The 21,321-nt window shown below is 68.5% G+C and carries 27 protein-coding genes; 5 read left to right on the forward strand and 22 right to left on the reverse strand.

Annotation, left to right across the window (positions count from 1 at the left end; translation table 11 throughout):
* Positions 1-26 precede the first annotated feature (26 nt).
* Genes H7F49_RS10540 through H7F49_RS10575 form a run of 8 tightly spaced genes read right to left on the reverse strand, consistent with a single transcriptional unit; the run spans position 27 to position 6,117 of the window.
* Complete coding sequence (locus H7F49_RS10540) at positions 27-332, reverse strand: hypothetical protein (protein ID WP_235982082.1); 306 nt, start codon at positions 330-332, stop codon at positions 27-29.
* 4 nt (positions 333-336) lie between these two features.
* Entirely contained in the window at positions 337-777 is a 441-nt protein-coding gene (locus H7F49_RS10545) for a chemotaxis protein CheW (protein WP_185683562.1), read from the reverse strand.
* A 24-nt stretch (positions 778-801) separates the two neighbouring features.
* Positions 802-1,173 (reverse strand): response regulator, encoded by a 372-nt coding sequence (locus tag H7F49_RS10550; protein ID WP_185683563.1) that lies wholly within the window; start codon positions 1,171-1,173, stop codon positions 802-804.
* A gap of 20 nt (positions 1,174-1,193) precedes the next feature.
* The gene (locus tag H7F49_RS10555; RefSeq protein WP_185683564.1) at positions 1,194-1,745 is read right to left on the reverse strand and encodes a chemotaxis protein CheD; all 552 of its coding nucleotides are present in this window, start codon (positions 1,743-1,745) and stop codon (positions 1,194-1,196) included.
* Between the two features lie 13 nt (positions 1,746-1,758).
* Positions 1,759-2,802, reverse strand: coding sequence for a chemotaxis-specific protein-glutamate methyltransferase CheB (gene cheB, locus H7F49_RS10560; RefSeq protein ID WP_185683565.1), 1,044 nt, complete (start codon positions 2,800-2,802; stop codon positions 1,759-1,761).
* On the reverse strand, positions 2,799-3,665 hold the full coding sequence (locus H7F49_RS10565) for a CheR family methyltransferase (RefSeq protein ID WP_185683566.1): 867 nt from the start codon (positions 3,663-3,665) through the stop codon (positions 2,799-2,801). The genes cheB and H7F49_RS10565 overlap by 4 nt, the downstream gene beginning before the upstream one ends.
* Positions 3,665-5,857 (reverse strand): chemotaxis protein CheA, encoded by a 2,193-nt coding sequence (locus tag H7F49_RS10570; RefSeq protein ID WP_185683567.1) that lies wholly within the window; start codon positions 5,855-5,857, stop codon positions 3,665-3,667. Before H7F49_RS10570 ends, H7F49_RS10565 begins: the two co-directional genes overlap by 1 nt.
* Positions 5,854-6,117 carry an STAS domain-containing protein gene (locus H7F49_RS10575; RefSeq protein ID WP_185683568.1) on the reverse strand — a complete coding sequence of 88 codons (264 nt, stop codon included), beginning with the start codon at positions 6,115-6,117 and terminating at the stop codon, positions 5,854-5,856. Before H7F49_RS10575 ends, H7F49_RS10570 begins: the two co-directional genes overlap by 4 nt.
* Before the next feature lie 236 nt (positions 6,118-6,353).
* On the opposite strand from H7F49_RS10575, the gene H7F49_RS10580 reads away from it, so the two are divergent.
* The 3 genes from H7F49_RS10580 (at position 6,354) to H7F49_RS10590 (ending at position 9,616) form a co-directional block, all read left to right on the forward strand.
* A complete protein-coding gene (locus H7F49_RS10580; RefSeq protein ID WP_185683569.1) occupies positions 6,354-7,415 on the forward strand; it encodes a chemotaxis protein CheB in 1,062 nt (353 codons plus the stop codon).
* Between the two features lie 300 nt (positions 7,416-7,715).
* Positions 7,716-8,672, forward strand: a complete 957-nt coding sequence (locus tag H7F49_RS10585; protein WP_185683570.1) for a sugar phosphate isomerase/epimerase family protein — start codon at positions 7,716-7,718, stop codon at positions 8,670-8,672.
* A 20-nt stretch (positions 8,673-8,692) separates the two neighbouring features.
* Positions 8,693-9,616 carry a sugar phosphate isomerase/epimerase family protein gene (locus tag H7F49_RS10590; protein WP_185683571.1) on the forward strand — a complete coding sequence of 308 codons (924 nt, stop codon included), beginning with the start codon at positions 8,693-8,695 and terminating at the stop codon, positions 9,614-9,616.
* Positions 9,617-9,641: 25 nt separating this feature from the next.
* Here H7F49_RS10590 and H7F49_RS10595 read toward each other — a convergent pair whose 3' ends face one another.
* The 14 genes from H7F49_RS10595 to flgB form a co-directional block, all read right to left on the reverse strand.
* Positions 9,642-10,142: an MGMT family protein gene (locus tag H7F49_RS10595; RefSeq protein ID WP_185683572.1), complete on the reverse strand. Its 501-nt coding sequence runs from the start codon at positions 10,140-10,142 to the stop codon at positions 9,642-9,644.
* Between the two features lie 85 nt (positions 10,143-10,227).
* Positions 10,228-11,064, reverse strand: coding sequence for a flagellar motor protein MotB (locus H7F49_RS10600; protein WP_185683573.1), 837 nt, complete (start codon positions 11,062-11,064; stop codon positions 10,228-10,230).
* A 15-nt stretch (positions 11,065-11,079) separates the two neighbouring features.
* Complete coding sequence (gene motA / locus H7F49_RS10605) at positions 11,080-11,943, reverse strand: flagellar motor stator protein MotA (protein ID WP_185683574.1); 864 nt, start codon at positions 11,941-11,943, stop codon at positions 11,080-11,082.
* A 50-nt stretch (positions 11,944-11,993) separates the two neighbouring features.
* Positions 11,994-12,914, reverse strand: a complete 921-nt coding sequence (locus H7F49_RS10610) for a flagellin N-terminal helical domain-containing protein (protein WP_185683575.1) — start codon at positions 12,912-12,914, stop codon at positions 11,994-11,996.
* Between the two features lie 13 nt (positions 12,915-12,927).
* Positions 12,928-14,265: a flagellar hook-associated protein FlgK gene (gene flgK / locus H7F49_RS10615; RefSeq protein ID WP_185683576.1), complete on the reverse strand. Its 1,338-nt coding sequence runs from the start codon at positions 14,263-14,265 to the stop codon at positions 12,928-12,930.
* Positions 14,266-14,268: 3 nt separating this feature from the next.
* Positions 14,269-14,598, reverse strand: a complete 330-nt coding sequence (locus H7F49_RS10620; RefSeq protein ID WP_185683577.1) for a rod-binding protein — start codon at positions 14,596-14,598, stop codon at positions 14,269-14,271.
* Complete coding sequence (locus H7F49_RS10625; protein WP_185683578.1) at positions 14,595-15,752, reverse strand: flagellar basal body P-ring protein FlgI; 1,158 nt, start codon at positions 15,750-15,752, stop codon at positions 14,595-14,597. The genes H7F49_RS10620 and H7F49_RS10625 overlap by 4 nt, the downstream gene beginning before the upstream one ends.
* 11 nt (positions 15,753-15,763) lie before the next feature.
* Complete coding sequence (locus H7F49_RS10630) at positions 15,764-16,453, reverse strand: flagellar basal body L-ring protein FlgH (RefSeq protein ID WP_235982084.1); 690 nt, start codon at positions 16,451-16,453, stop codon at positions 15,764-15,766.
* Between the two features lie 5 nt (positions 16,454-16,458).
* Positions 16,459-17,247: a flagellar basal-body rod protein FlgG gene (flgG, locus tag H7F49_RS10635; RefSeq protein WP_185683579.1), complete on the reverse strand. Its 789-nt coding sequence runs from the start codon at positions 17,245-17,247 to the stop codon at positions 16,459-16,461.
* Positions 17,248-17,261: 14 nt separating this feature from the next.
* Positions 17,262-18,002: a flagellar basal body rod protein FlgF gene (locus tag H7F49_RS10640; RefSeq protein ID WP_185683580.1), complete on the reverse strand. Its 741-nt coding sequence runs from the start codon at positions 18,000-18,002 to the stop codon at positions 17,262-17,264.
* A 60-nt stretch (positions 18,003-18,062) separates the two neighbouring features.
* Positions 18,063-18,869: a flagellar hook-basal body protein gene (locus tag H7F49_RS10645; RefSeq protein ID WP_185683581.1), complete on the reverse strand. Its 807-nt coding sequence runs from the start codon at positions 18,867-18,869 to the stop codon at positions 18,063-18,065.
* Positions 18,870-18,882: 13 nt separating this feature from the next.
* Entirely contained in the window at positions 18,883-19,212 is a 330-nt protein-coding gene (locus tag H7F49_RS10650; RefSeq protein WP_185683582.1) for a flagellar hook assembly protein FlgD, read from the reverse strand.
* Positions 19,209-19,619 (reverse strand): flagellar basal body rod protein FlgC, encoded by a 411-nt coding sequence (gene flgC, locus H7F49_RS10655; RefSeq protein ID WP_185683583.1) that lies wholly within the window; start codon positions 19,617-19,619, stop codon positions 19,209-19,211. Before flgC ends, H7F49_RS10650 begins: the two co-directional genes overlap by 4 nt.
* 2 nt (positions 19,620-19,621) lie before the next feature.
* Positions 19,622-19,969, reverse strand: a complete 348-nt coding sequence (gene flgB, locus H7F49_RS10660) for a flagellar basal body rod protein FlgB (protein ID WP_185683584.1) — start codon at positions 19,967-19,969, stop codon at positions 19,622-19,624.
* Positions 19,970-20,177: 208 nt separating this feature from the next.
* Between flgB and H7F49_RS10665 the strand changes: the two genes are divergently transcribed.
* Together H7F49_RS10665 and H7F49_RS10670 are read left to right on the forward strand one after the other, a co-directional pair.
* Positions 20,178-20,852, forward strand: coding sequence for a MotA/TolQ/ExbB proton channel family protein (locus H7F49_RS10665; RefSeq protein ID WP_185683585.1), 675 nt, complete (start codon positions 20,178-20,180; stop codon positions 20,850-20,852).
* Positions 20,852-21,271 carry a hypothetical protein gene (locus H7F49_RS10670; RefSeq protein WP_185683586.1) on the forward strand — a complete coding sequence of 140 codons (420 nt, stop codon included), beginning with the start codon at positions 20,852-20,854 and terminating at the stop codon, positions 21,269-21,271. The genes H7F49_RS10665 and H7F49_RS10670 overlap by 1 nt, the downstream gene beginning before the upstream one ends.
* The last annotated feature ends 50 nt before the right edge of the window (positions 21,272-21,321 follow it).

Consider the following 21,321-nt stretch of genomic DNA (forward strand, 5'->3'; position numbering starts at 1 on the left):
CGGGCGGGCCTGCGCCGGGAGGGGCGTCAGGCCACCTTGGCCGGAAAGGCGCTGCCGATGCGGCGCTTCACTTCCTCGATGCGCATCGCCTCGACCGCCGCGTGCGGGCAGTCGGCGAGCAGCAGATCGGCGAGATGCAGTTGTTTCTGCGCGATCAGGTCGATGGCCTGAAGCTCGGTGATGTGGTGCGCCACCACCTCGGGATTGGTGCAGAGCTGCGCGCCGAGCGCCTCGACCTGGGCGGCCAGCTCGGCAAGGATGCCGGCCGCCGCCTTCAGGTGCGGGGGCGGCCCGCCTGCCGGGCCGGTCGCAGGGCTGGGTGAGGTGACCATGGACTCACGCCGCCAGTTCGAGGGTCTCGTTGTCCGCCAGAGCCGTCAGATCGAGCACCATGACCATCTGGTCCTCGAGCGCGGCCAGACCCTGCAGGAACGGCAGGACCGAGCTGTCGGCAGTGGCCGGCGGCGCCTGCAGCGTATCGGTGTCGATCGTCACGATATCGCTGACCGATTCGACGATCAGGCCGGTCTGGCGGGTGCCGAGCTGGGTGACGATGATGGCGTGGCGCGGCGTCGCCTCGACCGGGGTCCAGCCGAGCCGGGCGGCCAGATCGATCACCGGCAGCACCGTCCCGCGCAGGTTGACCACGCCGGCGACATAGCCGGGCACGCGCGGCAGGCGGGTCGCCGGGGTCCACGCGCGGATCTCGCGGATCGCCATGATGTCGAGGGCAAAGACCTGGCCTTCGACCTGGAAGGTGATGAGTTCACGCAGCATGAGCGTTCTCCTTGTTGGCGCGGATCAGTGCGAGACGCGGCGGACCGCGGCGACCAGCTTGGTGGCGTCGAACGGCTTCACGATCCAGCCGGTCGCGCCCATCTGCCGGGCGCGGTTCTTCTTCTCGTCCGAGCTTTCGGTGGTCAGCACCAGGATCGGGCGGTCGCGGTGGCGGGTGCCATTGCGCAGCGCCTCGATCAGGCCGAAGCCATCGAGCCGGGGCATGTTGATGTCGGTGATGACGACATCGACCTCGTTGAGCTGGAGCCATTCGAGGGCGGACTGCCCATCGTCGGCCTGGGCCACGTCGAAGCCGTGGGTGGTCAGGGCGTGGTTGAGCAGCGCGCGCATGCTCGCGCTGTCGTCCACGGTCAATACGCGGGTGGTCTTGGTCATGGTCACACTCACTCGGCAGGTCAGAACAGTTCCACCTCGCCGACCGCGGCGACCGGCCGGGCGACCGGACGTTCCTCGGGGGCAAGGGTGTTGGCGACGGTCCGGCACCGGACCAGTCCGGAGGCGGGGCGGAAATCGACTCGGCGGGCGCTGTTGCCGCCCAGATCCTCGCGCACCAGCGTGATCCGCTCGCGCAGCAGGAAGGTCTTGGCGAAGCTGGCGTTGGCGCTGCCGATCTGGGCCATGCCCGGATAGAGGTTCGCGCCGCCATAGAGATTCGCGCGCAGCCGGTGCTTGGCGGCACCGTTGGCGAGCATCTCGTTGATCAGCAGCTCCATCAGGTAGACGCCGTAATGCTCGTCCACGGTCTGGCCGCCGGCGGGCGGCTCGGCCAGCAGGAAGTGGTTCATCCCGCCGACCTGCTCCTCGGGATCGAACAGGCAGGTCGCGACGCAGGACCCGAGCACCGTGGAGAATTCCACCCGCGGACCGGCGCTGACGCGCGCCTGGCCCTGGAGCACGGTCAGCCGTGTGGTCGGCTGCAGGCCCGGTGCCGTCGGGGGCGGGGTCATCATGTTCATGGGATCAGGCTGCCATCCGGAAGATCTGGGCCGGGATGCTGGTGAGCGGCGCGACCACGCCGGCCGCGCCCAGGGCGATCGCCGCCCGCGGCATGCCGAACACGGTGCAGGTCGCCTCGTCCTGGGCGATAGTCAGCGCCCCGGCGCGGTGCATGGCGAGCAGGCCCTGGGCCCCGTCGCTGCCCATCCCGGTGAGGAGGATGCCGGCCGCGGCGGCGCCGACCCGCTCGGCCACCGAGAGGAACAGGGCATCGACGCTGGGCATGTGGCCGCTGATCGGCTGGCCCGGCCGCAGGCGGGCGTGGAACCCGCTCGACGTGCCGGAAACCGTCAGGTGGCGATCGTCGCCGGGGGCAAGATAGACGTGGCCGGGGCGCAGCGGCATGTCCGGCTCGGCGATCAGCACGCGCGGCGGGCAGGCCTGGTCCAGCGACTGGGCGATCGACGGGGCAAAGCGCGCGTTGACGTGCTGGACGATGACCGTGGGCGGGCAATCGATCGGGAAGGCCGAGAGCACCGCGTGGAGCGCCTCGACCCCGCCGGTCGACGATCCGATCGCCACCAGGCTGGGCGGACCGGAACGGCGCGGCATGGCGGTGACATTGCTGACCGGGGCGGGGGCCGGCGCCGCCGGGCGCGGTGCCACGGCCGGACGCTGGAACCGCACCTGCGAGGCTTCGCGGATCATGTCGGCCAGGCGGCCGTCCTTGAAGGCGCTGCCGCCCTGGGCCTTGGCGTAGCAGGCCACTGCGCCGCGGGCGAGCGCCTCGGCGGTGGTGGCGGCGCCCTCCTGGGTCGCGCCCGAGATGATGATCACCGGGGTGGGCCGCAGCGCCATGATCTTGTCGAGGAAGTCGAGCCCGTTCATGCCCGGCATCTCGATGTCGAGCGTGACCACGTCGGGATCGAACTGCCGGATCAGCTCGCGCCCCTCGGCGGCGTTGGCGGCGGTCGCCACCACCTTGATGTCGGGTTCCTCCGACAGGCGCGCCATCAGGATCGCGCGCATGGTGGGCGAATCCTCAACGACAACGACTCGAATGGTCATGCAGCCCTCCGCTGGTAAATCGTGGGTCCGACCTGCACGAGCTCGCGTTCGGCGGGGCCGGTGGCGCGCTCGGAATGGCCGATGTAGAGAAAGCCGCCCGGGCGCAGCTGGGCCGCGAGGCGGGCGACCAGCCGTTCCTTGGTCGGCTGGTCGAAATAGATCATCACGTTGCGGCAGAAGATCACGTCGAACGGACGCGACAGGGGCCACTCGCCCAGCAGGTTGAGCAGCTTGAACCGCACCAGGTTGCGCGCCTCGCCCGAGATTTGCGCGGTGGCGCCCCGCACTTCGGTCCAGGGGTTGCGCAATTCGGCCGGGATCGGCTCGAGATCGCTCGCCGCATAGCTCGCGGCATTGGCCTTGGCGATCACGTGGCTGGCCAGGTCGGTGGCCAGCACCAGCGTGTCCGAGCCCAGGATCGGACGGGCCGCGGCGCGATCGGATCCCAGCAGCGTCAGGACCAGCGACCAGACCTCCTCGCCGCTCGAGCAGGCCGCGCTCCACATCCGCACCGGCTCGCGCGCGGCGATCCGCTGGAGCAGTTCGGGGCGGACCTCGGCGGCGAAATGCTCGAAATGATGGGCCTCGCGGTAGAAGAAGGTGTGGTTGGTGGTCAGCGCCTCGATCGCCCGGGTGCGTTCGGTGGCGTCATGCTCGATCTTCTCGACATAGTTCGCGAAAGTGCCGCAGTTCGTGTCGCGCACCATCGGCGCGAGCCGCGAATAGACCAGCATGGCCTTCGACGGAGCCAGGACGATTCCCGCACCCCGGTAGACGATCGCGCTGATCGCCTCGAAGTCGCGCGCGCTGTACACGCCGGGACTGATCCCGGCGAGCGCGCCCGAGAGATCGTCTGCCAGCATCAGGCCGCGTCCCGCAGCGGCTGGCGCAGCAGGGTCATGGCCGCATTGGCGACCAGGCTGTCCACATCAAGGATCAGCGCGACGCAGCCGTCGCCCAGGATCGTCGCGCCGGCGACGCCTTCCATCGAGCGGTAGTGCGTCTCCAGGCTCTTGATCACGAACTGGCGCTGGTCCGAAATGCCGTCGACCAGCAGGGCCGCCTGGCCCGCGGCCTCGGTCTCGACCACCACCAGCACGCCGTTCTCGGGCGAGGCCGGCTCGCCGGCTGCACCGACCAGGTCGTGCAGCGGCAGGATGGGGAGGAACTTGCCGCGGACGTTGAGCATCTGCCGCCCCACGCCCAGGCCCTTCACGTCTCCCGCGCCGGGGCGCAGGCTTTCCACGACATTGGCCAGCGGCACGACCAGCGACTGATCGCCGACGTTGATGATCATGCCCTCGGAGATGGCGAGGGTCAGCGGCAGGGTCAGGATGAAGGCCGTGCCCTTGCCCTGTTCGCTCTCGATGGTGATGCGACCGCCCAGGTCCTTCACCGACTGGCGCACCACGTCCATGCCGACGCCGCGGCCGGAAATGTTCGAGACCTGCTCGGCGGTGGAGAAGCCGGGGGCGAAGATCAGGTGATCGATTTCCTCGCGGGTCAGTTGCGCGTCGGGAGCCACGATGCCCTTTTCGATCGCCTTGGCGAGCACGCGCTTCTGGTCGATGCCCTTGCCGTCGTCGGCGATGCGGATGTGGATCCGGCCCGAACGATGCTCGGCCGACAGCGAGACCGTGCCCTCGGCCGGCTTGCCCGCGGCGACACGCTCCTCGGCGCTTTCGATGCCGTGGTCGACCGCGTTGCGGATCAGGTGGGTGAGCGGCTCGCCCAGCTTCTCGATCACGGTCTTGTCAAGCTCGGTGCTCTCGCCCGAGACCTCGAGCCGGACGTGCTTGCCGGTAGTCGCGGCCAGTTCGCGCAGGATGCGCGGCACGCGGCTGAACACCGATCCGATCGGCTGGGCGCGGATCGCCATCGCGCTTTCCTGGATGTCGCGCGTCAGGGTCTCGAGCATGCCGAGCTCCTCGATCGCGGTCACATTCTCGTTCGACAGGCGCTGGGCCAGCATGGCCTGGGCGATCACCAGCTCGCCCACGGTGTCGATCAGCCGGTCCAGCTTGACCAGATCGATGCGGATCGACTGGCCGGCGACCGGCGGTGCCGGCGGTGCCGGGGTGTTGGCGGCCGACTGGGCCTGTTCGCTGGCGGGTGCACCCGGCTGGGCCGGGACCGGAGTCACGGCCTCCGCGGCCGGGGCACTGGCGACGGGCGGCGCGGCCGGGGCAGCCGGCGCGGCCTGGCGGACCGCGGGCATCGCCGCATCGGCGCCGATCGCCACGCCGCAGTCGTCGCCGACGAAGTCGAACACGTCGCGGACCTCGGCCTCATCGACCGAGCCGGGCATGGCGAAGGTCCAGCCGAGGTAGCCGGTGCGCCAGTCGAGCAGATCGAGCGCCGGGACCGCGCCGCAATCGACCTGGACGCAGCGTCCGCCCAGCCGCGCCAGTTCGCGCAGCAGCAGCACGGGTTCGCCGCCATTGGTCATGGCCCCGGCATGGGGACGGACATGGACCAGCCATTCGGGCGCCTCGGCGGGCTCGGCCGCGGGCGCGGGGGCAAAATCGTCGGTCAGCGAATCCAGCAGCGAATCGAGATCGACCGCCACGGCATTGTCGTCATCCCCCATCGCGATCGCACCCGATGATGCGGGCGTCGCAACCGGCGCGGAAGTCGGGGCCGGCTCTTCGGCGACCACGGCCGGAGCGGCTCCGGCGTTGCGCGCCTGGGCTGCCTCGAGTTCGGCCAGCAGCCGGGCGTCGGCCGGGGTGTCACCCTCGCCGCGCGCGGCGCTGACATGGTCGCTCAGCGTGTCGAGCGCGCGCAGCAGCAGGTCGACCAGCGGAGCGGTGAGCGCGACGGTGCCGTCGCGCACGTCGGACAGCAGGGTCTCGAACACATGGGTGTAGCCCTGCAGGGCCTCGAACCCGAAGGCCCCGGCGCCGCCCTTGATCGAATGGACCGCGCGGAAGATGGCGTTGATCGTTTCGCTGTCGTGGGTGCCGGCCTGGCACGCGGCAAGGCCCGCCTCGGCGGCCTGCAGCGATTCGTCGCACTCGGCGAAGAAGATGCCCTGGATTTCCTCGGGGTTCATGCCGCGGCCCCTTCGTCGAACAGTTCGCGATCGAGCCCGGTCAGCAGGGCGATGTCGATCAGCGCGGGCGAGGGATCGATCCGCGTGCCCTCGCCGGTGCGGCGGGCGCTGACCAGTAGTTGCAACATGGCCTGTCCGCACTGCTTGGTGCCCGTGCCGTCCACGCGCAGCGGCCCGCTGCCGATCGCGGCGACGAATTCGGGCAACAGCGCCTCAGCGGCAGCGCGATCGCAGCGCTCGGGAAGGGTGATCGTCTGCATCAATACCCCTGTGTTCGGCCGCTGGATGCGGCCGCCTTAAGTCCGTCTCTGCCACGCCACCGGCCGGACCGGGGGCGGGCATTCCGACGGGTCATAGGAAAAGGGACACAAAGGCTGGCTTACGCCCATGTTAAGGAACTTTGCGGGGGGGCGGGCAAGCGGATGGAATGAATTGCGCAGATACACGCTGGACATGTGCCCCGCTCGCCCGGGGCCCGGACCAACAAGGTGATTCCATGCACGAAGCCCGAGTTCTCGTTGTCGACGATTCTGCCGCGATGCGCGCGCTGTTTTCCGATCTGCTCGACCAGACGAAGAACGTGGTGGTTGTCGGCACCGCCGCCAGCGCCGACGAGGCGCGCAAGCAGATCGTCGAGCTGAAGCCCAACGTGCTGACCCTTGATGTCGAGATGCCGGGGATGAGCGGGATCGATTTCCTCAAGGAGATCATGGAAGACAAGCCGATGCCGGTGGTCATGCTGAGCTCGCTGACCCAGGCCGGCACCGACACCTCGCTCAAGGCCTACGAGCTGGGCGCGGTCGAATGCTTCCCCAAGCCGTTGAAGGCCACCCCGGAACAGTTCGCCAAGACCGTCGGCAAGCTCGGCAAGATCGTGCTCGCCGCGGCCAACAGCAACGTGAAGGATGCCAACACCCGCAAGCGCGCGGCCGAGGCCAAGGTCGCCGCGGCGGCCGGGGCCCAGTTCGACTGGAACGGCCACGTCGTGGCGCTGTCCGCCTCGATGGGCGGGATCGACGCGCTGGGTGACCTCCTGGCCTCGTGGCCGGCCCAGTGCCCGCCGACGATCATCACCCTCGGGCTTGAACCGATGGTGGTCGATGCCTTCGTCAACCGCATGTCGGACCAGCTGCCCTGTACGGTCAAGGCCGCCACCGATGGGGCTGCGCTGACCGCGGGAACGATCCACATCGCCGCCGATCCGAGCTGCCACGCCCTGATCGAGGCTGGCCAGCCGCCCAAGGTCCGCCTGGTCGCGCGCGATCCGGTGGAAGGCGCGCGCCCTTCGGCCACCCTGCTGTTCGGCACCATGGCCCGCGCGGGGGTTCCCGCCGTGGGCGCCGTGCTGACCGGCATGGGCGAGGACGGCGCCAAGGGGCTCAAGCTGCTGCGCGATGCCGGCGCCGCCACCTTCGCCCAGGATCCGGCGAGCGCCACCGTGGGCGAGGCCCCGGCCGCGGCGATCGCCGCCGGCGCGGTGCAGACCCCGCTCCCGCTCGAAGAGCTGGCCGCGGCGATCCTCGGCAAGTGCAGCACGACGGGTTCGTTCGCCGGCTGAGCCCGGCTCCCGCAAAGTCATCACCGTCTCCGGGGGAGACCAGGCAAGCCCGTCCGGCCGCGCGCCGGGCGGGCTTCTCTTGGTGCGGCCTTGCCGACCTGCCATCGCTGCGGGCGTAGGCGGGACGCCGCCGCCCGGCCAGTGTCGCCGCACCGCTTCCGGCTTGACTGTCCCGCGCCTCAGATTAGTATAAAAATTCTGATTTGTATGTGATGCGATGGGAGGCGCCCATAACGCGGCCCGTCCCACCAGATGGCCCGCCGGTCGAGCAGGCCCGTCCGAGGAGCCCGAGGCCTGCCCATGGATACCGCCGCGATCGCGATCAGCCTCGACCTGATCAATCGTCATTACCAGGAGCCCAACCGCAACCGCTTCGAAAGCCGGTACTTCTGGGAAGAGCTCTATCCGCTGGTCGCCGCCGCGGGGTTTGCGGCAATCGAGTTGCCCTACGAGCCGGTCTGGCAGTTCGGTGGCCGCAGCGGGGTCCCGTTCAACCGCTATTGCGTGAATGCCAAGTATGGCGACGCCGCCGGTTACCGCCGGGTTCTGGCCGAGAGCGGAATTGATCGGGTCCGCGGCGTCTGTTTCGACCCCAACCTGTTCATGCGCAACGCCAGCCTGGACTTCTATTTCGGCGCCGGTGGCCATTTCGCCGGTGAGGCCCTGGCCCATGCCGCCGATCTGGGCGCCGACTATCTCGCGATCAGCCCGACGCCAGGTTATGGCCGGATCGCGCAGTACCACCCCGATCTGGAGGCCCAGCGCTCGGCCTTCACCGATCGCACCGTGACCTGGCTGACGGGGCTGGCCGAGCGGGCCGAGGGGCTGGGGGTCACCCTGGCGCTGCGTCCGGACTACTGGGGCCTGTTCGGCGGTGAGCGGATCCTGCAGCTGGCCGATGCCCTGCCCTCCTCGGTCCGGATCGATCTCGATACTGCCCACCTGTTCGTCGCCGGGATCGATCCCGCCGCGTTTCTCGACGCGCATGTCGGCCGGATCGGGTGCGTTCATCTGACCGACACCGACTTCGTGGATCCCGGCGAGGTCTGGAAAAGTCCCAACCCCGAATTCCCGCGCGAGCGGGCCACCCAGGTGTTTCGCGATCCGGGCACCGGCTCGGTCGATCTTGCCGGCATAACCGCCCGGCTCGATGCGCTCGGCTATGACGGTCCGATCACCTGCAGCGCACGCCAGACCCGCGATCCGTTCCGGGCGCTGCTGCGGATCCGGCACCTGCTCGACCAGCTGCCGCGCTAACGCCGTACGGAGATCCCGCGATGCCCAACATCCGTTACGCCAATATGTGCCACTGGAAGGCGATCCCTTATCGCCAGATCCCCAATTTCCGCGACTTCTACTATGAGGACAAGACCAACACCGCCTACTATTCGGACTGGGACTCCATCCTGAAGTACCAGGCCGCGCTGGGGTTCGAAGGGATCGAGATCGCGCCGTGGGACCTGGCGGACATTCTGCCGCTGTTCGGCTCGCCCGAGGCCTTCGCCGACTTTGCCCGGGAGCGCGGGGTCGAGGTGATCGGCATGTTCCACGGGGCCCACGCCTCGCACGCTGCCGACCACTTTGACGAAGCGGTCCGCGCCGGGCGCGAGGCGGTCGATACGATCGTGCGGTTCGGCGGGACCCACATGAACACCTGCCCCACCCAGAACTATTTCGGCACCGGGCCGCTCAGCCGCGAGGAGGTGCAACACTGCGCGCGGGTGATGAACGAGATCGGCCGCTATGCCACCGATCACGGGGTGAAGATCGGCCTGCACAACGAGTTCTTCTGCGCCATCAACCTGCCCAACCACCGCGAACTGATCGAACTGACCGACCCCGCCCTGGTCCATTACTGCATCGATACCGCGCAGATCTCGATCATGGGCGAGGACCTGCTGACCTTCTATTCGGACTATCATGACCGGATCAGCACGTTCCACCTGAAGGATACGGCCTCGGCCCGGCAGCCGGACAGCGTGCGCTATGCCCAGGATCCGGAGATCACCGACGATGGCACGCGCTGGTTCTGGGAGCCGGGCCTGGGCGAGCTTGACCTGCCCGGCTTGTACCGCCTGCTGAAGGAGCACGGCTTCCAGGGCTGGATGTCGATCGAGTACGACGGTTCGCCCGATCTGCTCGGCTCGATGGCGCTGACCCGCTACCACCTCGATAAGGTGTTGCGGCCGATCTACGACTGAGTCCCGCGGGCGGAGGACGGCCAGGTCATCCGCGTTCCTCGATCGGATCGGAGGGCCGGCGTTCGGCGAAGTCGAACACGGCCGGCTGGCGGCGCAGCGGCGAGACGCGAATCCCTTCGGCGGCGAGCAGCTCGGCCTGACGATCGGTCCCGCCGGGGAACTTGGGGTTGAGGAAGCCCCCGGTCTTGAGCACCCGCCACCACGGAGTGAGCTCGTGATCGGAAACGCCCATCTCGCGCCGCTCCTCGGCCGCGCGGGCCGCCATGTTGAGGAAAATGGCGGTCGAGACCGGGCAGGCCACGGCCACCCCGTGGCGGCGCGCCAGGGCCGCGCGCAGCGCGTCCAGGGTGATCACCTCGCCCGGTCGCAGCTGCCGGACCAGGCCATCGACCTCGTGGGGGGACGAGACCACCATGGCCCCGCCGGCCGCCTCGCGGAAGCCGGGTGCGCCGGGCGGAATCATCTCGACGATGTGCGGCTGGCGCCCGCTGTTCAGGTGATCCTGCGCTGTCTTGCGTCGTGCCATGGTCCGGTCCCCCGTTGACGGGACGACCGGTAGCGCAACCGGGCAGAGGTGAGAATAAGACGGGTTTGTTCCCGGTCTGGTCCGCTCAGTTCGCGATCACGATCGAGATCCGGCGGTTGCGCGGATCGTGCGGATCGGTGGGAATCAACAACTCGCGGTCGGCCACGCCCTCGATCCGCTTGAAGCGGTCCTCGCGGATGCCGTTGCGCATCAGCGATTGGCGGGTCGCTTCGGCGCGGCCGGCGGAGAGCGACCAGTTGTTGGCGAGCGGATCGGCCGCCTTGTAGGGCATGGCATCGGTGTGGCCGCGGATCATCAGCGTGCCGGGTTCGGGCGAGATCGTCTGGCCCAGCGCCATCAGCAGCTGCGTCGCGTCCGGGGTCAGGACCGTGGTGCCGAGCCGGAACATCGAGAAGTTGGCATTGTCGACCAGATCGATGCGGATTCCCTCGGCGGTCTGGACCATCTTCACCTGGTTGGCGAGCCGGCGCAGGCTGTCCGACTTGGCCAGCTTTTCCGCCAGCTTCTGCTGCATCCGCTTGATCCGCCCGGCACCTTCCTTGGGCCCGCCGGTGGTGTCCCGCGGGATGGTCATGGTTTTTATGCCAGTTTGGCCCGCACGATGAGGATAGTTATCCGCATCGGTGATAGAGCTCCCCCCCAGCAGCCCGTTGGACCCGGCGCTCTGCTGGCGCATCTTGACCAGGGTTGGGGTGAAGTAGTCGGCGATGCCCTTGCGCTGCTTTTCGGTTGTGGCGCCCAGCAGCCACATCAGCAGGAAGAAGGCCATCATGGCGGTCACGAAGTCGGCATAGGCGACCTTCCAGGCACCACCGTGGTGCCCCCCGGCGATGACCGTGACCTTCTTGACGATGATTGGTGGCGGCGGCTCGTTCTTGCCACGCTTGGCGGGTCCAGCCATGACTGGGCGTTCCCCTTACCGGCCGCGCAGGCTGTCGAGCAGCTCGGACAGGCCGGGCCGGAAGGCGTGGCCCAGCCCCGAACGCGCGCTTTCGACGACCAGCGGCTGCGGCCACCCGTGCAGGCTGGCGATGATCACCTGCTTGACCGCGTGGAAGATCTGCTCGTCCTGCTCGATCACCTGCTTGAGGCGTCCGGCCATCGGCGCAACCATGCCGTAAGCGAGCAGCACGCCCATGAAGGTGCCGACCAGCGCCGAACCGATCATCGCCCCCAGGATCGCCGGTGGCTTGTCGATCGAGCCCATGGTCTTCACCACGCCGAGCACCGCCGCGACGATCCCCAGGGCGGGGAGAGCATCGGCCAGGTTCTGCAGCGCGTGCTGCGGTTCGTGCATTTCGTGGAAATGGGTCTTCATGGCGTTGTCCATGACCTCTTCCACGGCATGGACTTCCAGCGTGCCCGAGCTGACCACGATCAGCGTCAGCGTGTCGCAGACAAGGTCGATCAGCGCCTTGTTGGCGAGGAGCCGCGGGAACTCGGCGAACAGGGTCGACGACTTGGGATCGGTGACATGGGCTTCGAGCGCGACCGGGCCTTCCGAGCGGAGCAGCTTCATCAGCCGCGTGGCCAGGATGATCGCGTCGATGTGGTCCTGCTTGGTGTGCTGGGGACCCTTGAAGATCTTGCCGAAGGCGCCGCCGATCAGCTTGAGCTCGTGCATCGAGTTGCCGGTGATCGTCGCGCCGATCGCCGCACCGCCGATGATCAGCATCTCGTGCGGGATCGCCTCCATGACCGGGCCCAGCGCACCGCCCGTGATGGCGAAGCCGCCAAACACCATGACCAGCAGGACAACGATACCGATACCAGCGAACATTCGATCAGATTCCCGTAAGTCAGAGGATCACGCAGCCTGGGCGGCCGGCATCAGCGGAGCAGCTGGAACAGCGACAGGCTGGCCAGCTTGGTGAAGCTGGCCTGGCTGGCCTCCAGCACGGTCATGGTTTCCTGCAGCTTGGCCACCGTCGCGGCGATGTCGGTCCCGCCGACGTCGCTCTCCTCGTTGGCGCGCAGTTCGCCCAGGTTGGTCCGGCGTTCGGTGGTGAGATCGATCCACGACAACCGGCTGCCGACCACGGTTTGCGCGGTGGTGACCGCGTCCAGCCCCTGGTTGAGGGCGGCAAGGCCATCCTGCGCTGCCTGCTGCGCCCCCGCCCCGCCGGCCTTGAACGCATCGGCCAGGGTCTTCAACGCGTCGAGCAGGTTGGTCGGATTGCCGTTGACCGAGAAGTTGAACACCTCCGGCCCGGTCAGCGCGCGGGTCACGTTCTGGCCATCGCCGAGCGGCAGGTCGCCGGCCGTGGCGGTCCCGATGTAGGTGGCGTTGCCGGCAGCGTCGATGCTGTAGGCATCGCCGGCCGATTGCCCGCCGAACAGCGCGTTCCCTGCGGCATCGCGCGAATTGGCAAGCTGGATGATGTTGTTGCGGATCGCCTCGATCTCGGTGCCGATGCCCGACCGGGTGGCCGCGGTCATCGTGCCGTTGGCGGCCTGGGTGGTGAGCTCCCTCAGGCGGATCACATAGTCGGCCAGCGAGCCCAGCGCGCCATCGGTGAGCTGCAGGTCGGCCGTGGCCTTGGCAGCGTTGGCGACATCGATCTGCGACAGCGAGTCGGCCCGCTGCAGCTGGCGCAGGCGCGAGGCGCCGACCGGGTCGTCGGACGACCGCGAGATCCGCTGCCCGCGCGACAGGTCGGCCTGGAGGCCCTCGGCACGCTTGCGCAGATCGGCGATGTCCATCGTCGAGCGATCGTAGAAGGCGCTGGTGCTGGTGCTGACGATGGGCATGGCAGTCTAGTCCTCAGCGGATGGCGAGCAGGGTGTCGAAGATGTCCTTGGCGGTCTGCATGACCTTGCCCGAAGCCTGAAAGGCCTGCTGATAGCGGACAAGGTTTACCGCTTCCTGATCAAGATCCACGCCGGCCTGCGACTGGAGGCTGACCGAGGCGGTGTTGGCGATGGTCTGCAGCGCGTCGCGCGTGACCTTGCGGCCGGCGACCGTGCCCGAGATGTCGAACAGCAAGGCGTCGAGCGCCTTGGCCGGATCGTTGGCGGCCAGTGCCGAACGCAGCGCGTTGAGGTTGGTCGCGTCGCGGCTGTTGGCGGCGGCCCCGGCCGGAGCCGTTGCGATCCCGGTGCCGTTGGTCAGCACCAGCGACATGGTTGCCGCCGTGGTGCCGCTGAACATCGCCTGCCCGGCGGTGCCATTCAGGGTGACACCCGCGGTCTGCGCCGCGTTGACCGTATCGATCACCGACTTGGCGATCGTGTCGAGATTGGTCCGGATCGCGGCGAGCTTGGTCAGGGCCTGGCCCTTGCCGGCCAGCGAACCCCCGACCAGGGCCACGGGCGTGCCGCCCAGGTTGAAGGTGATCGTGCCATCGGTTGCCGTGGTCATGGCCAGGGTCTGCGCGGTTCCCCCCTGGACCAGCAACGGTCCGGTGCTGCCACCGATCTGCACGCTGACCGTGTTGTCCACCGCCACGGTGGTGGTCACGTCGGTGAAATTGGACAGCTGCTGCAGCAGGCGGTCGCGCTGGTCGAGCAGGGCGGTCTGGTCGCTGCTGGCGTCGGACGCGCGGGCCAGCCGCAGGTTCACCTGGCTGAGCTGCGCGGCCAGGGTGTTGACCTGACCGATCCCGTCGGTGGCTTCGAAGCGCAGCCCGGCCCCGGCCGAATCCAGCGCCTTTGAGGCGATGTTGAAGCTGCCGGCCATGGTCCGTGCTTCCTCGATGACGCTGGCGCGCAGCGATTCCGAGGTGGGGTTGCCGACGAGCTGCTGGAGCGAGCCCTCGAACTTGACCACGGCATCGTAGACCCGCGACTGCTCGATGGCGGCCTCGGTGTTCTCCAGTCCGGCCACTTCGGCGCCCGCCCGCGCGGCGTCGGCCCCGGTGCGGCGGACTTCGGCCTGGCGGAACAGGTCGGCGTTGCGGACCACAGCGTCGAGCCGCACGCCCGACAGCGAAACGTCGCCAACCCGGCCGAAGCCACCGGTCGAGCTGACCTCGGCCATCCGGGCCGAGCGGCGGACATAGCCTTCGGACGAGGCATTGGCGATGTTCTGGGCGGTGACGTCCAGCGCCACCCGTGCCGCCTGGGCACCGCTGCGGCCGATGGCGAGAAGATCGGAGGCCATGCGTCAGCCCTCCTGCTTGCCCGGAGCCGGGGCGGCCGGAGCCAGTCCGGCGGCCGCGGCCAGCTGGGTTTCGAGCGACTTGGCAAAACCCAGCGCACCCTGGCGGGCGGCGATGTCGGCGAAGTGTTCGTCCTGCATCTGGCGGAAGGTGTCGAGCCCCTGGCCACCGAACAGCGCATCGTCGCCGCCCAGCTTCGCGGCGCGGGCGCTGGCCAGCATCTGGCGGACGAAGATCGCCTCGAACTGCTGGGCAGCCTGCGACAGCTTCTCCCGGTCACTCGGGACCCTGGGCTGCAGCGAGAGCGGGCTGGCGGTGGCGGAGAGCGGGGTCATAGCACCTCCATCTCGGCCTTGAGCGCACCGGCCTGCTTGAGCGCCTGGAGGATCTCGACCAGGTCGGACGGCCCCACTCCGAGGAGGTTGAGCGCATCGACCACCTTGGCCAGCGAGGCACCGCCCTTGGTCAGGACCAGGTGGCTGCCCTGTTCCTCGGCATTGACCTGGCTGTTCGGGGTGACCGCGGTCTGACCCTGGCTGAACGGCGCGGGCTGGCTGACCTGGACCTTCTCGTCCACTTTCAGCACCAGCTTGCCGTGGCTGATCGCGGCCGGCGCCAGGCGCACTGCGCTGTTGATCACCACGGTGCCGGTGCGGCTGTTGACGATCACCTTGGCCTGGGTTTCGGCCGGGACCACGTTGAGCATCTCGATCGCCGCCATCACCGAGGCGCGGCTGTCGGGCGTGGCGGGCAGGGCGAGCGACAGGGTTACCCCGTCCTCCACCCGGGCCGTGCCGGGATAGCGCGCGTTGATCGCGTCACGGACCCGCGCGGCGGTGAGGAAATCGGCCTGGTACAGGTTCCAGCGCAGTTCGGCGCTGCTGTCGAACCCGGTCGCGACCGCGCGCTCGACGCTGGCCCCTTCCGGAATGCGCCCGACGGTGGGCACGTTGACCGACAGCTTCGAGCCGTCGCGGCCCGATACGCCGAGCCCGCCGACCGCCAGGTTGCCCTGGGCCATCGCGTAGATCTGGCCGTCGGCGCCATAGAGCGGCGACAGAATCAGTGCGCCGCCCCGCAGGCTCTTGGCCTTGCCGATGGCGGAGACGGTGACATCGATGTGCTGGCCGGGCTTGGCGAAGGCGGGCAGATCGGCTGTGATCATCACTGCCGCCGCGTTCTTGAGCCCCGGCGAGATGCCGGGCGGCAGTTGCACGCCCATCCTCCCGGCTGTGCCCCGCATCGCCTGGGTCAGGTATTCGAGGTTGTCGTCCCCCGAGCCGTCGAGCCCGACGACGATGCCATAGCCGGTCAGTTGGTTCGAGCGGACGCCCTGGAATTCGCCCAGATCGCGCACACGCTCGGCATGAACCGGCGCGGCCATCAGCGTGAAGGCGATCGACAGGACCAGCCAGCGAATGGCCTGGGCCAGGCTGCGCCGCAGGGTGGTGACGGCCGAAACATGGGTGGTGGGATGGGCAGTGTTCATCGCGGGCCCCATCAGAACGGCGTAATCAGGTTGAAGAAGCGGCTCAGCCAGCCTTCGCGGCTGGCGCGCTGGATCGATCCGTTGCCGGCATACTCCACGCGCACGTCGGCCACCTGGTTCGACCGAACCTGGTTCTGCTGATCGATATCGATCAGGCGCACGATCCCCGAGAACTGGATCCATTCCTGACCCTGGCTGAGCAGCAAGCGCTTTTCTCCTCTGACCAGCGCGGTTCCGTTGGGCCGAACCTCGGCGATGGTGACTCCCACCGCGCCGTTGAACTGGCTGGTCTGCGTAGCGCTGCCATCGCCCTTGAACGACGATTGGCCGGCAGCATTAAGGGCATTGGGATCGAGGAAGGACAGCGGCCCGGCCGAGGGCGGGGTCACCGAGACGTTGCCGTTGCGTCCGGTCTTGGAGCCGGCGGTCTTGTTGGTGATGGTGTTTTCGATCAGCAGGATCGTCACCGGATCCCCCACGCGCCGGGCCACGGTGCCCTGGATCAGCGAGGCATAGCCGAGCGAGCTGTCGAAGATCGCCCCGGTGGCCGGGCGCGCGGCGGCGACCGGCGCGGGCGGCACGGCGGCCTCGAACCCGGGCTTCGGCTTGCCGGCGAGGGCCGGGGCGGCAAGCGCCAGGGCCATCAGGCCGGCGAGGTGGACGCTCGAGAGGCGCAGGTGGAGCTTGAAGGGCATGGTCATGGTGGTCACAGCGTCTGGTTCGCGTTTCTGAGCATTTCGTCGACCGCCGAGATCATCTTCGAGTTGACCTCGTAGGCGCGCTGGCATTCGATCATGTCGACCAGCTCCTCGACGACATTGACGTTTGACGCTTCGAGCATCCCCTGGCGGATGTTGCCGCGGCCCAGGGTGCCGGCGAGGCCGATCTGGGCCTGGCCGCTGGCGGCGGTCTCGCTCAGGAAGTTATCGCCCAGGGCCTTGAGACCGCCCGGATTGGTGAAGCTGGCGACAGTGAGCTGGCCCAGCTGGGTCGGTTCGGTCTGCCCCGGGGCGATGGCCGTGACCAGACCGTCGCCCGATATGGTCAGCGAGATCGCCCCTTCCGGGATGGTGATCGCCGGCTGCACGACATAGCCCTGCGCAGTCACCAGCTGGCCCTGGGCCGAGCGGCTGAAATTGCCGGCGCGGGTATAGGCAAGCGCTCCGCCGGGCATGGCGACCTGGAAGAAGCCGTCACCGTCGAGTGCCAGGTCGAGCGAGTTGTTGGTGGTCTGCAGCGTGCCCTGGGTGTCGATCCGGGTGGTCGACTGGACCCCCACGCCCGTGCCCAGGTTGAGCCCGGTCGCATAGGCGGTCTCGGTCGAGGACTGCTGCCCGGCGACGCGGGCGTCCTGATAGGCCAGTGTGGCGAAGTTGGCCCGGTCGCGCTTGAACGCGGTGGTCCCGACGTTGGCCAGGTTGTTGGCGATCACGCGCATCCGCTGGTCCTGGGCTTCGAGGCCGGTGCGGGCGACGTGAAGGGCGCTGGAAGGCATGGGGTACTACTCCGTCAGGTAAGGCGCATCAGGGCCGAGCTGGACTGGTCGACGTCCTTGGCGGTGCTGATCAGCTTGGTGCGGATATCGAACAGCCGCTGGGCCTCGACCATCTGGACAAGGACCTCGCTCGGCTTGACGTTGGACTGCTCGAGCGAGCCGGGCAGGACCCTGGCTTCGAGATCGTTGGGCAGGGCGCCGCCGCCGTAGACGCGGAACAGGCCGTCGAGCCCCTTTTCGATCCGGGTGCCGTTGGGCGTGGCGAGCTTCAGCCGGTCCACCCGGTTGGGCGGGGCGTTGGGCGTTGCCGGATCACGGACCAGCACCTGGCCGTCGGGACCGATGCTAACCTGCCCGCCCGGCGGGATCGAGATCGGTCCGTTCTCGCCGATCACCGGCCGCCCGTCGCCGTTCTCGAGCACGCCGCTGGGGGAGATCGAAAGATCGCCCCGGCGGGTGTAGGCTTCCTGGCCGTCCTGGCCCTGGACCGTCAGCATGGCCTTGCCGACCATGGCGATGTCGAGCATGCGCCCGGTTTCGGTCAGCGAACCCTCGGCCATGTTCGCGCCGCGCACCTCGCCATCGCTCAGCGCGCGCACCTCCATGCTGTCGCCCTTCACGGTCATCGGCGTGAACTGCAGCGTGTCCTCGCGGTAGCCGATGGTCTGGGTGTTCGCCATGTTGGCGGCGATCACCCGCTGGCGCACCATCGATGCGTTCAGGCCGGAGAAGGCGGTGTAGATCAGGCGGTCCATGGGTTGGCTCCGTCAGGCGGCACGGTCAGGGGGTGATCAGGCCAGGGATCAGGCGGGGGTTCAGGTCCGCAGGTTGATCACGGTCTGCGAGATCTGCGTGGCGGTATCGATGGCCTTGGCATTGGCCTGGAAGTTGCGCTGGGCGGTGATCAGGCCGACCAGTTCCTCCGAAACGTCGACGTTCGACCGCTCGAGCGCGCCCGACATCAGTTCGCCGTAAAGCTCGTCGCCGGGATCGCCATAGGTGGCCACGCCCGACAGCCCGGTGGCAATCCAGTTGGACGATCCGACCTGCTTGAGCCCACCCGGCGCGACGAAGCTGGCCAGGGCCACCTTGCCCACGATGGTGTTGGTGCCATCGGCATAGGATGCGCTGATTTCGCCCGTGGCACTGACCGTGACCCCGGCGAACTGGGCGCCCGCCGCATTGGTGGAGCTGATCCGGGCCGAACTGGGGGTCGTCGCGAAACCGGTACCGGTCGTCGCGAAGACCTGCAGGCGATTCTTGCCGCTGTCCGAGACGTAGCCGGATTCATCCAGCTCGAAGCTGCCGTTGCGGGTATAGTAGGTCTGGCCGGTCACGGCGTTGACCGTTGAGAAGAACCCGTCCCCGTTGATCGCCATATCCAGCGCTGCGCCGGTCTGTTCGACCGGGCCAAGCGTGAAGTTCTGGTTGATGGCCTCGACCGATGAGCCAATTCCTTGGATCATCTTGGGGTTGATGTACGAATTGCCTGCAACGATGTCGGCAAATTCCACGCGGCTCTTCTTGAAGCCGTTGGTTTCGGTGTTGGCAATGTTGTGCGCGATCACGTTGAGTTCGACCTGAGCGTTCTTGAGGCCGTTCAGCGAAGTGTAGAAGGACATCGTAGGTCTCCGGTCAGGTGTTGGGTGAAGTGGTTGACGTGGTCTGGGCGGCCTGCTGCGCGGTCAGCACCGCATCGAGCTTGGTGGCGATCTCGCCCATCTTGAGGTTGAGCTCGGCGATGCCCTTGTTCATCTCGGTCGCTTGCGAGAGCGAGGTGAACTGGGCCATCTGGGCCAGCATGGCCGAGTTGTCGGTCGGGTTGGTCGGATCCTGCTGCCGCAGCTGGGCGGTCATCAGCTTGAGGAAGTCGTTTGCGCCCAGCGAGCTCAGGCTGTTCTTCGACTTGCTGGCCGAAGAGGATGAAGCGGCGGCGGCGGTGGCGGTGGAGAGCACAGAGGTCATTTCATCCTCATCGTTTCGAGCATCAGTTGCTTGGCGGTGGACAGCGCCTCGACCAGGTTCTGGTACTGGCGCGAGGAATCGAGCATCTCGACCATCTCGGCATTCTCATCGACCGGCGCGGTCCAGACATCGCCGTTGGCATCGGCCAGCGGGTGATCGGGTTCGTGCTGGCGGATCGCGGCGGCGGTGGAGCGCACCACGCCCCGCACCTCGGCGGCGGCAAGGCCGGTGGTCTGGTCGAGCGTGGTCTGGAACACGGGGCGGAGCGGCTTGTAGGCGCTGGCGTCGCTGCCCGAGACGGTCCCGGCATTGGCCAGGTTGGAGGCCGCGGCGTTCATCCGCACGAGCTGCGCGGAGAGGCTGCGCTGGGCGAGCGAGAACAGCGAGAGCTGGGCGGGACCGGCCATGGTCAGTCGCCCTTCAGCGCGCGGGTGATGGTTTCGACCCGGCCCTTGATGAACTGGAGCGTTGCCGAGTAGCCGACCGCGTTTTCGGCGAAGGCGGTCTGCTCGGTCATCATCTCGACCGTGTTGCCGTCCATGCTCGGCATGGTCGGAACCCGATAGCGGATCGCGCCGCTCACCGCCTGGCTCTGGCTCTGGCCGCTTTCGGCCGCCTTCAGTGCGGCGCCGAAATCGATGTCGCGGGCCTTGTAGCCAGGGGTCGCGGCATTGGCGATGTTCGAAGTGAGCAGGCCCATGCGTTGCGAGCGCAATGCCAGGGCGGTGCCGTGGATGCCGAACAGGGTTTCACTCATTCGCGTTCTCCGGTGCGGGCGACGGGCGCGCCGCGTGCCAAGAGGGTCTGCAAGGGCCGTGCCAAGTTTCATGACAGGGGCGTTCGCGCGGTCCGTACCGGGGCGGACGGCAAGCCGGTGCCGGAAGGCGGCAAAAAATCGCCGGGCCCGCCTGAAACCGGCCTGCCGCTGCCGTTCTTAGGAGGGCAACGGAAGGACCTCCCGCACGATGGCGCTCACCCTGATCGATGGAACGGCTGCGCTGATCGTGTTCGGTGGAACCGTGCTGGCGACCGTGCTGCGCAGCGGCTTTGCCGAAATCGGCGCGACCCTGCGCGCCTTGCGGCGTGCCTGGGGCCCGCATTACAGCGCCGATGCGGGCAAGGCCGAACTGGCCCCGCAGGTGCGCGAGATCCGCCGTGAGGGGCTGCTCCGGGCAAACCCGCGCAAGCTGGATGACCGCGAACTCGCCGAGGCGACCGAGGCGCTGTTCCACACCCGCTCGCTCGAGGCGCTGGTCAAGGCCCATGCCCGGCATCGCCAGGCCCGCCGCGACGAGGCCGAGACCGGGGTGCGCGTCCTGGCGCAGGCATCCGAGCTGGCGCCGGTGTTCGGCATGGTCGGAACCCTGGTCGCGCTCAACCGCATGCCGGCCGAACTGGCCACCGGCGATGCCGTGACCGGAGCGATCGGCATGGCGGTGGTGACCACGCTGTACGGGATTCTCGCCGCCAATCTGGTGCTCGCCCCCCTGGCGCGCTGGGTCGAACGCGCCGCCGAACGCGAGGAACGCGAGCGGCAGGTGGTGATCGACTGGCTGTCCGAACAGGTTGGCGGAGCCTTGCCGCATGGGCGCGAAGGGCGGGGCGAGAGCCGCGCCGACCAACCGCGCAAGGTGGCGTGATGCGGGTGCGGGCCGGGGTCGGCTGGCAATTTGCCCTGGCCGACCTGTCGCTGATCCTCTTCATGGTCTGTGCCGCCGCCCTCGCGCGCGAGCAGAAGAGCCATGCCCGCGCCGTGCCGCCCCCGCCGCCGCCGTCCGCGGTTCAGGCCGTGGCCCTGGCCGATCCGGTCGCGGTGTGGCGCGCCGGGCCCGATATGCCGAGCCTGCAGGAGTGGCTGGCCTCGCAGACGATCGATCGGCGCCAGCGCCTGACCATCGTCGCGCACTACACGGCGGGCCGGGCGCAGGCCGCCTTCGCCCGCGCCGAAACCGCGCTGCGTGAACAGCCCCGTCTGCCCCCCGCCACGCGCATCGTGGTCGAGCCGGCCGCCAGCGATGGCCTGTCCGCCACGCTGACCTGGGATGTCGGGTCGCGCTGATGGCATGACCCTTGCTTCAGGCTCGGGCATGACCCTGCGAGGACATCCTG

It is taken from the genome of Novosphingobium aerophilum, from assembly GCF_014230305.1.
Taxonomy (GTDB): Bacteria; Pseudomonadota; Alphaproteobacteria; order Sphingomonadales; family Sphingomonadaceae; genus Novosphingobium; species Novosphingobium aerophilum.

Coding starts and splice junctions, on each gene's coding strand:
- H7F49_RS10540 (WP_235982082.1), bottom strand. CDS start 332: ATGGTCACCTCACCCAGCCCTGCGACCGGCCCGGCAGGCGGGCCGCCC.
- H7F49_RS10545 (WP_185683562.1), bottom strand. CDS start 777: ATGCTGCGTGAACTCATCACCTTCCAGGTCGAAGGCCAGGTCTTTGCC.
- H7F49_RS10550 (WP_185683563.1), bottom strand. CDS start 1,173: ATGACCAAGACCACCCGCGTATTGACCGTGGACGACAGCGCGAGCATG.
- H7F49_RS10555 (WP_185683564.1), bottom strand. CDS start 1,745: ATGACCCCGCCCCCGACGGCACCGGGCCTGCAGCCGACCACACGGCTG.
- cheB (WP_185683565.1), bottom strand. CDS start 2,802: ATGACCATTCGAGTCGTTGTCGTTGAGGATTCGCCCACCATGCGCGCG.
- H7F49_RS10565 (WP_185683566.1), bottom strand. CDS start 3,665: ATGCTGGCAGACGATCTCTCGGGCGCGCTCGCCGGGATCAGTCCCGGC.
- H7F49_RS10570 (WP_185683567.1), bottom strand. CDS start 5,857: ATGAACCCCGAGGAAATCCAGGGCATCTTCTTCGCCGAGTGCGACGAA.
- H7F49_RS10575 (WP_185683568.1), bottom strand. CDS start 6,117: ATGCAGACGATCACCCTTCCCGAGCGCTGCGATCGCGCTGCCGCTGAG.
- H7F49_RS10580 (WP_185683569.1), top strand. CDS start 6,354: ATGCACGAAGCCCGAGTTCTCGTTGTCGACGATTCTGCCGCGATGCGC.
- H7F49_RS10585 (WP_185683570.1), top strand. CDS start 7,716: ATGGATACCGCCGCGATCGCGATCAGCCTCGACCTGATCAATCGTCAT.
- H7F49_RS10590 (WP_185683571.1), top strand. CDS start 8,693: ATGCCCAACATCCGTTACGCCAATATGTGCCACTGGAAGGCGATCCCT.
- H7F49_RS10595 (WP_185683572.1), bottom strand. CDS start 10,142: ATGGCACGACGCAAGACAGCGCAGGATCACCTGAACAGCGGGCGCCAG.
- H7F49_RS10600 (WP_185683573.1), bottom strand. CDS start 11,064: ATGGCTGGACCCGCCAAGCGTGGCAAGAACGAGCCGCCGCCACCAATC.
- motA (WP_185683574.1), bottom strand. CDS start 11,943: ATGTTCGCTGGTATCGGTATCGTTGTCCTGCTGGTCATGGTGTTTGGC.
- H7F49_RS10610 (WP_185683575.1), bottom strand. CDS start 12,914: ATGCCCATCGTCAGCACCAGCACCAGCGCCTTCTACGATCGCTCGACG.
- flgK (WP_185683576.1), bottom strand. CDS start 14,265: ATGGCCTCCGATCTTCTCGCCATCGGCCGCAGCGGTGCCCAGGCGGCA.
- H7F49_RS10620 (WP_185683577.1), bottom strand. CDS start 14,598: ATGACCCCGCTCTCCGCCACCGCCAGCCCGCTCTCGCTGCAGCCCAGG.
- H7F49_RS10625 (WP_185683578.1), bottom strand. CDS start 15,752: ATGAACACTGCCCATCCCACCACCCATGTTTCGGCCGTCACCACCCTG.
- H7F49_RS10630 (WP_235982084.1), bottom strand. CDS start 16,453: ATGACCATGCCCTTCAAGCTCCACCTGCGCCTCTCGAGCGTCCACCTC.
- flgG (WP_185683579.1), bottom strand. CDS start 17,247: ATGCCTTCCAGCGCCCTTCACGTCGCCCGCACCGGCCTCGAAGCCCAG.
- H7F49_RS10640 (WP_185683580.1), bottom strand. CDS start 18,002: ATGGACCGCCTGATCTACACCGCCTTCTCCGGCCTGAACGCATCGATG.
- H7F49_RS10645 (WP_185683581.1), bottom strand. CDS start 18,869: ATGTCCTTCTACACTTCGCTGAACGGCCTCAAGAACGCTCAGGTCGAA.
- H7F49_RS10650 (WP_185683582.1), bottom strand. CDS start 19,212: ATGACCTCTGTGCTCTCCACCGCCACCGCCGCCGCCGCTTCATCCTCT.
- flgC (WP_185683583.1), bottom strand. CDS start 19,619: ATGGCCGGTCCCGCCCAGCTCTCGCTGTTCTCGCTCGCCCAGCGCAGC.
- flgB (WP_185683584.1), bottom strand. CDS start 19,969: ATGAGTGAAACCCTGTTCGGCATCCACGGCACCGCCCTGGCATTGCGC.
- H7F49_RS10665 (WP_185683585.1), top strand. CDS start 20,178: ATGGCGCTCACCCTGATCGATGGAACGGCTGCGCTGATCGTGTTCGGT.
- H7F49_RS10670 (WP_185683586.1), top strand. CDS start 20,852: ATGCGGGTGCGGGCCGGGGTCGGCTGGCAATTTGCCCTGGCCGACCTG.